Source organism: Tenacibaculum ovolyticum DSM 18103 (assembly GCF_000430545.1).
GTDB classification, from domain to species: Bacteria; Bacteroidota; Bacteroidia; order Flavobacteriales; family Flavobacteriaceae; genus Polaribacter; species Polaribacter ovolyticus.
Genome location: NZ_KE387165.1, coordinates 213,080 through 225,863, shown reverse-complemented (window position 1 = coordinate 225,863; position 12,784 = coordinate 213,080). Strand labels below are relative to the sequence as shown.

The following is a 12,784-nucleotide window of genomic DNA, read 5'->3' as shown; positions in this document are numbered from 1 at the left end:
AAAAACCTACCTGATAAAGAAAAATAGATATTACCTTATTATGGTAATATCTATTTTTTATTGAAATATAATTAATGTTTACTAGTTACATTGTCCAATTTTATCCCATGAGCTTGTTTTTCTTTCATACAAAGAACCTTTGTATGTTACGCGTGAGCCAACCGAATAGCTTCTTCCACTTACGTATGCTTGAACACCATCGCAAATATTACCTCCTGTCGAAGCAGGATACATTTGATTTATTCCCGTTATATCTTGAGCAGAAAGACCATTTCTTTGAACATTAAAAGTAGTACCATTATTTCTTACAATAGTTGGTTGACCGTTTTTAGAAAAGAAAAATGATCCGTACATCATTATTGATCCAAGGTCTAATGTAGAGGTATACTCATCACCATCTCTCCCTTGTTGTGCGTAAGTTAAAAAATTACCACTTTTACCTGTTTTAATATTTTGAGTGTTAATTGTTATGTAGTCATCTCTATCTGTTCTACTTTGCTCATGCCAAAGTCCAACAGCGTGCCCTATTTCATGTATTGTATTACCTGTAGAACATCCAGGGGCTAAATTAATAGATTGACGGCCGCCGACTCTACCAACAGAAGAAGAACATCCTGTACTGGTTCTAAAATAAATATAATCAGATTGATTTGTTCTTTTTATAAATCGTAGAGCAGTGTTTCTTTCCCAATGAGCAATAGCACTAGTTACACGATTTTTATTTGCTAAAGATGATTCTACAGAATAATAAACTGTATTGTTAGGCCATCTTCCTCCTGTTCTTCCAACAGACCTGTTAGATAATTTTGAAATAGAAGGCTCTCCAATGATATTTGGAGTTTCTTTTAATTCGTCAATAGAAAAAATAATGTCTCCATCTAAAACATAAGTATTTTCAATTTTCTGTACTTTAACATTTTGACTTCCATAATATAAAGAATGTAAATCTCCAGTTAATCCTGGGTAAGCTTCTTCAGGAGTATTCTTTTTAGAATTTGTAAGAAGAGTGTCATCTATATTGGCCGTTGTTTCTTCTTGGCATGAATAAAAGAACATTAGCGAAGTAATAAATGCGATTAAATAAATTTGAAGGGTTTTCATAATAGAATGATTAAATTTTTGTTATTAATTATTTTTTTGAAAAACAGTAAATTCATTAATTGCAGAATAATGGTGTTTTTTGATGAAAATTTAACTAAAATTTTACAAATAATTCATCTAATGTGTTTTCAGGTGTAGAACGTTTTTTTTGTATAAAGATTGTTTATTGATAAATAAATAATTTTGAAATATATAGTTGAAGTGATTAATGTATTTCAAAAAACCTTTTAAGTAAGTTTGGAATACTTATTTATATTACAAATTTTATTACAGAATAAATATGTAGTGTAATGTCCAAAAAAAGAATTCAAATAATTAAAGTTATCTATGGTAAGGGGAGGTGTAACAGTTTTTTATGGGGTAGATAAAAAAAATCCAAGAAAACTTAGCTAAATATTATTAGCAAAATTTCCTTGGAAGTCTATTTTAACATCAAACGTTACAAGCTACAAAATACATGAGCAAGTGGATTGAGGCTAAGAGTAAAAATTAATATTTATTTGGCATAGTACACATTTTCATCAGCGTAGTCATAAAAATCTATCATTTTTAAATCACTTCTATAATTCATATGGATGGCATCTTCGTTTACAGTAACTGAGCTAGGAGCACTACTATAATAAGGATAAAGATTCATGTCTGACGGAGTTGTAGAAATATGTTCTAAACCTATTTGACCATCATGTAAATTTGTGATTTTATATTGAACTATAAAATCAATATTATTATGCGTTTCTGTAGAAATAACTGAAAGGTCTTTATTAATTTCAAGTTTTTTTCTTTCAGTTCTGTCATGAGTGGTGTGACCATAGTGGTTTTGATTGTATGAACTAAAACTCCATTCACCAAGAAAAATGCGTCGTCCTTTTGTTGGTTGAATTACTTCATGAAAAGTAGCACTTGTATTAGGGTAAAAAGTATGATTACCTCCAAAGTTGCTAATTTGATTATCTTCAGTAAAAACATCAATAAAATATTCTTGATATATTACATTTTTAGAAATTGAAAATTCACCAGTACTATTAAAATTACCTTTGTAAAAAGGATTAACCTCATTAAGGTAATCACTTTCATTAAGATAAATGATAACTTTAATATCATTAAGGCTATAATTACCTTTTACTATGTTATGAATATCATCAATTTTAAGATTGATAAAATTTTCAGTAACATCTTCATTTGAAGAACATTTAACTAAACAAATTGTCAGAAGAATAAGTAATATTTTTTTCATAATTAAAAAATAAATAGTTAATAAATTAACGCCAAAAATAATAAATTAACACTACTTTTTAATAATATGCTTTTTTGTGGTTTTTAGTATAAAATATTACAGCTTATACAAGCAATAAAATTAAGTAAAAACTATTCGTTTTTTTAGAATATAGACTTTTTAAAGTTCTGAATTATTTCATTAAAAAAAATAAAGAATAATATAACCCCAATCATTAGCGTAATAATTGGGGATTTTTTTTAGTTAAATTAGAACTCCTTTTTTTATTTTTCTTTTAAAAAACCACCACCCTGTGATTAATAAAAAGAACGAAAAAATTAGTAGTATGATTAATTTTTTAACAATAGAGAAAGGTTTTGGTTGTTGGTACTTAAATGTTGGTAATTTGTTGTATAAACTAGTACTGAATAACTCGTTTTTATATAAAAGAGGTGTGAAAAAATTTCGCCATTCTTTAGAAAAAGCACTTACTTGCTCTTTATAGTTTTGATAATGTTGCGTAGAAGTACCAGCTATGGAGTTAAATGTTTGTTGCAAAACAATTGCAGGTGAAATGTATTGCCATTTTTGAATCCATTTTTGTTGATTTTTTAATTGTATTTCATATGAATCTATCAGAGGTTTAAGCTCATCTTCTACCAAATCTTGCGACGCCATGTATTTGTGCCAAAAAGAATAACTTGTGGCTGTGTTTGCTGCATACTCGGGGTGATCTCTTAAATAATTATCTAAAATTTTATCTTGTTTTTTTGATACTTCATCTTTTAGTTCTCTTACCTCACTAATTAATTTTGTTCTAGAAGGAATAGGGTAAAAGCTATTTCCTAATTGTCCTATTAACGCAGGGATTATTAAAATAATAAAGACCCAAATAGCTAATAAACTTACAGCATTTTTTGCTGAGTTATTTAAAAGTATGTTTACTAAAAAAACAATTGAAAACCAAAAAAGTAAGTAAAAGGTAACTAGTAATATCGTATTTATATAGAGAGAAAAGTTAGTGCTAAAATTAAAATTATTAATTCCGAATGATATCGTTAAAACAGTTAAAGTGATTATGGTTAACCAAAAAAAACGGAAACTAATTTTTTGAATAAACCATGTGAATACAGATATAGGTTGTGAAGCTAATAACTTTAACGAGCCGTACTCTTTTTCCGAAGAAAATATATTATAACTAAAGGCAATAACGATAAGTGGTAGTAGATATATAATCACAAAAGCAAGGTCAAAACTTCCAAAAAGTAATTGAACTGGATTAGATAATTCGGTGTAGCTTAATAAAAAACTATCTCCATAAGCTTTAGGTTGTATGTAGTTTGTGTATAAATCACTTTGACCTGTAGAAAGAAAGGACAGTGCTTGTGGTGGCATTGAAGCTACTCTTGGATGTGATTGCCCAATTGTCATAGGTCGTGTAGGCGCTCTCCATGGGTTACCGTCATTTTTTTTAAGACCTTTTTCTATAGAGTCTAATGCCTGTAGCATTTTTGTATCCTTCTTTTTAACAATGCTATTTATTTTTTCAATATTAGAAATTCGTTTATTAGTTTTTTGCTTTCCATTATAACCAGCATATAAAAATGTAACTAAAATTGTGAAAAATAGTATTAAAAGCCACTTACTACGTAACAGAATTTTTAGTTCGTGTTTAAAATTATGTGTAAACATGTTTAATAAGTTTTGTTAGTGAATATTAATACAGTAGCTGTAATTGCAAACCAAAGTGATAGTATTAAGAGTAAAGATGAATTCTCTTTAAAAGTTTCTGAAAATGAAGGTGCTTCGTATTTAAACTTTGGTAGTTTTGCCCAAGTATTAGCAGGGGCGATATAGCGTTCTCTATATTTAGAGTTTTTTTCGGTAGTTCCGTTTAAAAATCGTTGTGTTTCAACTCTATATTTTTCTGCAGCTTCTGAAAAATTCCAATGGTATTGATAATCGGTTTTTGCTACTGACATTGATAAAAATCGTGTAGGCAAGAAAGGTGAAATCATAGCTAATGTTTTATAAACATTATTTTGTTTTATCGCTATTTGTTTTAATAAACCGTAATGTTTAGCATATATTTCAGCCTGTTGCTCTTCTCCTTTTTGCATTCTATAGGCACTAAAATTAAAAGGAAGTTTGTGTACACTATCTACATTATATTTTTCAAGAATTTCTTTTTCTAATTTTTTTGCTTGTTTGCTCCATGGACTATGTCCATCTAATCCTTTTTTGTATTCTTGATACACTTTTTCAGAAAACTCTTGATGGGTTGGGTATGGGTATTTAGTGTCGGCTATATTACTAGCTAGTTTAGGAGTAATAAAACAAGCTGAAATCCAAAAGAATAAGCTAGTAACCAAAGCTACTCCAGATTTTTTAACTAAGGAAGATATTAGTAAAACGATATTAGTAAAAACTAAATAGTAAATAAGATAAATAAGGTAAAGCATACCAAATGCTTTCCAATTAAGAACTCCATAGTCTTTAATATTAGAAAATATAATACCTCCAAAAACAAATAATAATGTAGTAATAACCATTGCAGGAATTAATGTAGCAATCCATTTACCTAATAGTAATTTCCATCCAGTTATTCCTTGGCTTTTTAAAATGTAAAACGTATTTCCTTCTATTTCTTTGGTGAAAGTATTATACCCTATTAAGATAATAATTAGAGGAAGTATATATAGTAAAATAAAATTGGGAGTTAGTTCTCCAAAACGAGATAAAGTAGTTTGGTCGGTAGCATCACTAAACAACGCTTCGTTTCTACTATGCGCTTCTAAAAATATCGAAACCCCAGTATATTTATCTACACCTTGATCTATTAGCGATAGTGGTGATTTGGGTTTGAATACATAATTTCCATAATGAGCCGCAGAATGTGGGTTTTTTTCCCCTTGAGATTCCCAAACGCTTCGTTCATTATTTTTTGCTTTGTTATATTGGTTGATAGTAGTTTTATATTGATTAGTAGTAACTAAAATAGCAGTAACTAATAAAGCAAGAACAATACCTATTGATATTTTAAAACGTCCATCTCTATATATTTCTCGAAGTTCTTTTTTTATTATATATAAAATCATATTACTTCTTCATTTAAATTCATGGTTTCTAGATATAAATTTTCTAACTCATGGAGAGATACAGCGTTGTTAGAAAAAGAATGTTTTAAAGTTCCTTGTTTCATGATACCAATATGTGTACCGATATCTTTTGCTCTAAAAATATCATGTGTTGCCATTAGTATGGCTACTCCGTCTGCTCTCATTTTTTTTAGAAGCTTTCCAAATTCATTACTTGATTTTGGGTCTAAACCAGATGTAGGTTCGTCTAGCAATAATACTTTAGCATCTTTTGCAATAGCTAGGGCAATACCTACTTTTTGTCTCATTCCTTTAGAGAAGTATTGTATTCGCTTATGAAAAGCCTCTTGCTTTAAGCCCGCTTCTTCTAAAAAGAATTCTAATTCTATTTTAGAAAATTTATTACCTCCAATTCCTAAAAAATAATCTAGATTTTCTAATGCAGTTAGAGTGGGGTAGAGCATTAGGTTTTCTGGTATATAGGTTAAAAAAGATTTTGTTTTTTTCGCATTATTAGCAACATTTAATCCATTAATAGAAGCTTCTCCAGAAGAAGGTGTAATGAAATTTAATAATAAATTTATAGTTGTTGATTTTCCTGCACCATTTGCTCCTAGTAAGCAAAAAATTTCACCTTCTTTTATTTCTATATTTAAATTATGTAATGCCGTAAAATCGCCATATTTTTTGGTTAGATTGTTTGTTTTTATCATTGGGTTATGTTTTTAGTTTCAATTATTCAATTTTAATATCAACAGAAGTTCTACTTTGCCATCCAGTAATATCTATTACTGAAATTTGACAATGATAATCACCAGAGTCAATATTTGTAGGGATTGTTATAGATTGTGATATTTCATATTCTTTACGTTCATTGTCGATATTATAATTCTCCATAAAAATTAAAGGAGAAATAGGAGTTTTAATAGGGTTTAATTCACATAAACTTCCTTGGTCGTCATGTGTGTGATGGTCAAAATTATGATGAATATCTATAGCATATTTTGCTAAGGCAATGTTATCTGAAACTTTTACCTTTATAGTGTACTGTTTGCCTTTTTCTAAGACTGTGCAAGATTTAGGGAAACCATTGTCATAATTGATTGTTATAGTTGGTTTTTCTTGGTCAATATTTTCAGAATCACTACTACAATTTATTAATAGTAAGCTGAAAAATAGCGTAAAAATTGTTTTTTTAAATAGATTCATTTTTTAAGATTAAAAGACCACCTAAAGAGGTTTAGGTAGTCTTGGTTTTAATATTATTTTATTTCAAAAGGCACTGATAATTTAACCTTCTCTTTCTCACCATCTTCTTTTACGTAGATGTTTAACCAGTAACCACCTTTAGGTGATCCTAAAATTAAATCAAGGGCGTAGTTTATTTGAGGATTTTTAACACCTTCATATAATTCTTTTGGGACTATTTTTATAACTTTATCCCACTTACCAATTGCTACATTTTGTCCTGCTCTCCATTCTTCAAACCATAACTCATATGTAATTTCAGTTACAATGTTTGGTTCTGATACGTATTCGAATTTAGTAGGTAATACATCGTTTCCGAAAACAATACTATTATTTTCTCCAACTTCTAATTGCTTAAATTTTTGAATTATGTTTAGTTGTTTGGTTACAATGCTTTTTGTACCATCTTCGTGTTCAACGGTAATTTTAAAGTTATAAATTCCTTCTGCTGGTTTAAAAGATGGAGTATACCTGTTTTCTTCATCAAAATATACGTGATAATGTATATGTGGATTTAACTGACCTTCATAGCGTTCAACTGGAACCAGGTGATTTCTTAAGTCCCATATTAATTCTCCATCATTAACTTTAGGAACATTAAGAGCTTCAACATCAAAATATATTTTAGTTACTTTACTAGTCCCAGAATAATCAAATTCTATATGAACATCTACATTTGATTGTGGTAAGATAAGATCTGAATTACCCAGTTCTATACCTTCAAAATTTTCTGGATTTACGTTTTCTGCAAATTTTTTAACTAAAGTTTCGTTATCACTACAAGAAATGATAAAAAAAGTAGCTAAGAGTAGTGTTGCAGTTTTAAATATGTTTTTCATGATTAAAAAAATAAATGATTAAAATGTTTGTATAATTGTTATTGAAAAATTTCTACCTGGTTCAGGGACCTCAATTAACCTGTAGAAACTCGTGTGGTTAAAAAATTTATTGTCAAAAAGATTGTTTATTTTTCCTTGTAACTTAAGAGGATGTTTTTTAGAAAAAATAGGAATGTTAGTATGTAAACCAATGTTAATTTGGGAATATCCTTTAGTTGGTTTTTCGGGAGGAACAATATCATTTTGATTTGAAGTTATTCTTGCATCGGTGAAAAAATTAGTTTTCCCGAAAATTAGCCAAGGGTTAAATGTGTATTCAAGTGATAAAACTCCGCTTAAAGGGGGAGAAAAAGGCAATGTGAAATTCTTCTTTCTTCCGTTTAATTGTTTTGCTTTTACATATTCTAAAGAACCATTAATCGCTAGTTTTTTAGTAGGATTATATTTTAGTGTAACTTCTCCACCATACCTGAAAACTTTACTTTGGTTATATTGGTATTTTTGAAGTGTTTCGTAGTATTCAGAAGTTGGACTTAAATAAATATAGTTATCAAAATAGTTTGCAAAAGGTGTAATTTGAATGCTACCTTTATTAAAATCGACTTTAAATTCACCATCTATTTGGTATGAACTTTCGGGTTGTAAATTAGAAGTACCTTCTTCATAACGATACATATGGTAATTAACACCATTAGAAGCTAGTTCATTTGCTAAAGGAATTCTAAAGCTTTTACCCAAGTTTATTTTATAGATCATGTTGTTTAGCGAATAGCTTAAGCCTGTAGAAGCGCTAAAATTTTGAAAATTCAAATTCTTTTTAGTTGAACGTTGTAGTTGTTGCTGCACAGTATTACCATTTTTGTTAATTACGGGAGATGAAAACCATTCGTAATATGGCTGCGTTTTTATGTTACCGTAATCATAGCGTATGCCTACATCTAAATATAAATTGTTATTAATTTTTACTTGATCGTATGCAAAGCCACCAATTGTTAAACGTGTGTATTCGGGAATAAGAAATCCCCAGCCATTAATAGTATTATCTTGATATTCTAGATTGATACCTGTTGTTATTTTATGATTGCTGTAACCATGACTGTGGTTTTTTATATTAAGGCTGTATGTGTTTTTCTTAAACAAACGCTCCATTGTGTGTTTGGGCTTAGGCATATAGCCGTGCGGAACAGGTTCTGAATGTTCTTCTCTGTGGTTTTTTTGAAACCCAAATTCTATATTTAAGGTGTTGTTAGGGAATAAGAAGTTAGTATTGTTGGTTATTTTAAAATGATTGACTTTGTGTAGGGGTAAATCAATATCTCTATTATTGGTGTCGTAATTAATTTTAGAAGTTCTTACTTCTAAACCGTGAGCATTTGCAAAAAAACCATTTTTGGAGTTTACGTTGCTAAAAGTAGTTGTAGAATTTAGATTATCGGATACATATCCTATAGAAATCCCTACATTATGGTTGTAGCCAGCAGTATTACGTAAATAGTTTTTATGTAAATTAAAAATGTAATTATCATAGATTATTTTACGAGTAGGAACTTTGTAATCTCCATAATCTTCATGCGTTATTCTTGCTTTGTAATACCAATGATTATAACGCTGTTTTATACCAAGCGAAATACCATATAAATCATTATTGCTTCTATTGGTAAGATTAAGTTCTCCAGAGAAAGAGTTTGCATTAGGTAATAAGTTATTTTTTAAACTAATTACTCCGGCTATAGCATCAGACCCATAGATTAAAGATGCGGCTCCTTTGGTAATTTCAATGTTATCTATATTGTATTGATCTATTTCTAAGCCATGATCAGCTCCCCATTGTTGAGCCTCATGTTTTATTCCGTTTTCAACCACAACAACTCTATTAAACCCTAAACCTCTTATTGTTGGTTTAGACTGCCCAGAACCAATTGTTATAGCACTAACTCCAGGTATGTTTTTAAGAGTTTGCATTAAACTATTATCTCTGTTTTTTGCTAAAAATAATTTACTTACCTTTTGTTTGTTTTTAGAGAACTTTACTGAAGTTTGTTTATGTTTTTGTGTAATAACTACTTCATTTAATACTGAGTCATCTTGTTTCAGAGCTATTGATATAACAGATATATCTGAAGCAAAATTAAATTGCTTCTTATAAGAGATGTATCCTACATGAGTAATGTTTAGCTGTTTATTTTTAGTAGCTGTTTTATAAAAAGTAGCAGTACCTTTTAAATTTGTGTACGCATGTTTTAAGCCAATACTTACATGGGCATTGGGCAGCTCTTTTTGTGTTGCTTCATCAATTACTTTTATGGTAACACTATGTGTATGTTGGCTAAAAAGTAGTGTGTGAAACAATACACAAAATAAAGCACTTAGGCTTAGTTTTGTCATTGTTGTAATAGATAAATGGATGGTTCAGGTTCGTAATTAAATAACTTAGTATTTAATTACAGATTGATTGATTGAGGTAAATTTTAAAATAAATCTACATAAACAAGTAGTGCACGATATTCTATAAAATTAATTATAAGACATATGTGTTCTATATGGTTTGTATAGAAATAAAGAAAAAATACTTAAGAAATTACTGGGGGTGCTCTTAGCCTTTTAGTTGAAGAATAACAAAAAGATAAAGAAATTGATTTGTAATTATCAATAATCGTTTTGCTAGTGTTAAGAACGAGTACTTGTATAAAAGTTTTAGGAGATAAGTTAAATGAGGCAAAAGAAAAGTAACAAACATCACAATGTTCATTTTCGTACTCGTGTAAGTGCGTTAGTTTTTCTTTACAATTTTGATGGCCTTCATCTTTATGCTCATGACTAGCTTTAATAATAATAGGGAGCATAAGTAAAAACACCAAAAAGAGTGCTGTTATTTTACTTAGTATATTATTGTTTCTTGAAGTCATTTATCTTTTATGTAAACGAAAAGCAAAAGTAATTTATAATTGCTTTTTTAAGATGTGAATGTTTGTTAAATTTTTCCAAAAAAACATATAATATTAGTAGGTTTAAAAATAAATTTTTATTTTTTATGCTTGATTATTTGTTAAATTAACTATAAAAGAAAAGCCTTTCGAATTTCGAAAGGCTTTATTTATTATTATAATAATCCAGCACGTTTTAATAATGCATCTGGTTTAGGTTCTTTTCCACGGAATCGTTTGTATAATTCCATCGGTTTTTCAGTACCTCCTTTAGATAAAACATTGTTTTTAAATTTATCGGCAACTTCTTTATTGAAAATTCCTTCTTCTAAGAAATATTCAAAAGCATCAGCATCTAAAACTTCGGCCCATTTGTATGAATAATATCCAGCAGAATACCCTCCTTGAAAAATATGAGAGAAAGCTGTGCTCATACAGTTTTCGGTAACATCAGGATATAATTGAGTATCAGCAAAAGCTTTTGATTCAAATTCTTTAACTGAAGTAATTTTTTCAGGTGATTCACCACCATGCCATTGCATATCTAGTAAGCCAAAGCTTAATTGACGTAAAGTTTGCATTCCTTCATGAAAACTTGCTGATTCCTTTATTTTTGTAACATATTCCATCGGAATTACTTCTCCGGTTTCATAATGTTTCGCAAACAATTCTAAAGCTTCTTTTTCGTAACACCAGTTTTCTAAAACCTGACTTGGTAATTCAACAAAATCCCAAGAAACTGAAGTTCCTGATAAACTATTGTAAGTTGTGTTAGCAAGCATTCCGTGAAGCGCATGTCCAAATTCATGAAATAACGTAGTAACCTCGTTAAATGTTAATAAAGATGGTTTAGTTTCTGTCGGTTTTGTGAAGTTACAAACTATTGAAACTTGTGGTCGTTCATTAACTTCGTTTTTAATTTGTTGTGATTTGTAAGAAGTCATCCATGCACCATTTCTTTTACCTGGTCTTGGATGAAAATCTGCATAAAAATGAGAAATGAAATTTCCTTTTACATCAGTAACTGAGTATGTTTTTACGTCTTCATGGTATTTATCGATAGAAGTAATTTCTTCAAATTGTAAGTCAAATAATCTACTTGCTATTTCAAAAACACCATCAATTACGTTTTCTAATTTAAAATAAGGTTTCAGTAACTCTTGGTCTAAAGAAAAAAGCTCTTTTTTAAGTTTTTCTGAATAGTAAGCACCGTCCCACTTTTGAAGTTGATCTATTCCATCTAACTTTTTAGCATAGTTTTCTAAATTAGTAAACTCACGTTGTGCTGCTGGTTTGGCTTTTGCTAATAAATCATTAGAAAACGATAAAACTTTGTTAGGTGTTTCTGCCATTCGTTCTTCTAAAACAAAATGAGCATGCGTTTTATATCCTAATAAATTAGCTCTTTTGTAACGAAGTTTTACAATGTCTAAAACAATTTTTTCATTATTGTATTTGTTATTTTGAAAGGCCTTTTTACCAGCCGATATAGCGAAGTTCTTACGTAACTCTCTATTATCAGCATAGGTCATAAAAGGAATATAACTTGGGTAGTCTAAAGTAAAAATCCATCCTTCTTTTTCTTTTGATTTGGCAATTTCTTTTGCTGCTTCTTTTACACTTTCTGGTAATCCTGATAAATCATTTTCATCAGTTAAGTGCATTTCAAAAGCATTGGTTTCTGCTAGTACATTTTCACCAAATTGTAAAGATAGTTTAGATAAAGATGCATCTATCTTACGTAATTCAATTTTATCAGTATCATTTAAATTAGCACCGTTTCTAGCAAAACTTTTATATTGTTTTTCTAACAACATTGTTTGTTCTGGAGATAAATTTAAACTGTTTTTAGTATCGTAAACTGTTTTTACTCTTTTAAACAATGCTTCGTTTAAAATCATATCATTACTAAATTCACTTAGCCAAGGAGAAACTTCTTTTGCTATTTCTTGAATTTCATCATTAGTTTCTGCAGAGTTTAAATTGAAGAAAATTGATGTAATTTTATTTAATTTTTCACCTGTAAAGTCTAAAGCAACAGTGGTGTTTTTAAAAGTCGGATCTTCAGAATTGTTTACAATTGCATCAATTTCTGATTTTGCTATTTTTATTCCTTCTTCAATAGCTGGTTTAAAATCAGCATTTGTAATTTTAGAAAAAGGAGGTGTATTAAAATCTTGTAATAATGGATTCATTAAATAGGTGCGTTTTAAAATGAATAAAAAAGTAAAAATAATGAAAAATTTAGCAATGTAAAGCTGAATTTATTTCAGTTTTATATAAAATAGGTAGCGACTAGGTTTGTTGAATTAAAAAACCTCACCAATATTAAAGTTGATGAGGTTTGATAATTTTTTAGTG

At 29.1% G+C, this 12,784-nt stretch carries 10 protein-coding genes; all 10 read right to left on the bottom strand.

The window, feature by feature from the left end; genetic code table 11:
- Window positions 1-81: 81 nt before the first annotated feature.
- A complete protein-coding gene (locus H518_RS0117385; protein WP_028890257.1) occupies window positions 82-1,101 on the bottom strand; it encodes a M12 family metallopeptidase in 1,020 nt (339 codons plus the stop codon).
- Between the two features lie 496 nt (window positions 1,102-1,597).
- Window positions 1,598-2,335 carry a hypothetical protein gene (locus tag H518_RS0117380; RefSeq protein ID WP_028890256.1) on the bottom strand — a complete coding sequence of 246 codons (738 nt, stop codon included), beginning with the start codon at window positions 2,333-2,335 and terminating at the stop codon, window positions 1,598-1,600.
- A 243-nt stretch (window positions 2,336-2,578) separates the two neighbouring features.
- Window positions 2,579-4,006: a DUF3526 domain-containing protein gene (locus tag H518_RS0117375; RefSeq protein ID WP_028890255.1), complete on the bottom strand. Its 1,428-nt coding sequence runs from the start codon at window positions 4,004-4,006 to the stop codon at window positions 2,579-2,581.
- A gap of 2 nt (window positions 4,007-4,008) precedes the next feature.
- On the bottom strand, window positions 4,009-5,412 hold the full coding sequence (locus tag H518_RS0117370; RefSeq protein ID WP_028890254.1) for a DUF3526 domain-containing protein: 1,404 nt from the start codon (window positions 5,410-5,412) through the stop codon (window positions 4,009-4,011).
- Entirely contained in the window at window positions 5,409-6,125 is a 717-nt protein-coding gene (locus H518_RS0117365; RefSeq protein WP_028890253.1) for an ABC transporter ATP-binding protein, read from the bottom strand. The genes H518_RS0117370 and H518_RS0117365 overlap by 4 nt, the downstream gene beginning before the upstream one ends.
- A gap of 22 nt (window positions 6,126-6,147) precedes the next feature.
- A complete protein-coding gene (locus H518_RS0117360; RefSeq protein WP_028890252.1) occupies window positions 6,148-6,621 on the bottom strand; it encodes a DUF4625 domain-containing protein in 474 nt (157 codons plus the stop codon).
- Between the two features lie 53 nt (window positions 6,622-6,674).
- The gene (locus H518_RS0117355) at window positions 6,675-7,499 is read right to left on the bottom strand and encodes a hypothetical protein (protein WP_028890251.1); all 825 of its coding nucleotides are present in this window, start codon (window positions 7,497-7,499) and stop codon (window positions 6,675-6,677) included.
- Window positions 7,500-7,517: 18 nt separating this feature from the next.
- The gene (locus H518_RS20140; RefSeq protein ID WP_051263831.1) at window positions 7,518-9,884 is read right to left on the bottom strand and encodes a TonB-dependent receptor; all 2,367 of its coding nucleotides are present in this window, start codon (window positions 9,882-9,884) and stop codon (window positions 7,518-7,520) included.
- Window positions 9,885-10,069: 185 nt separating this feature from the next.
- Window positions 10,070-10,405 carry a hypothetical protein gene (locus H518_RS0117345; RefSeq protein ID WP_028890250.1) on the bottom strand — a complete coding sequence of 112 codons (336 nt, stop codon included), beginning with the start codon at window positions 10,403-10,405 and terminating at the stop codon, window positions 10,070-10,072.
- 194 nt (window positions 10,406-10,599) lie between these two features.
- On the bottom strand, window positions 10,600-12,618 hold the full coding sequence (locus H518_RS0117340) for a M3 family metallopeptidase (RefSeq protein WP_028890249.1): 2,019 nt from the start codon (window positions 12,616-12,618) through the stop codon (window positions 10,600-10,602).
- Window positions 12,619-12,784: the final 166 nt, after the last annotated feature.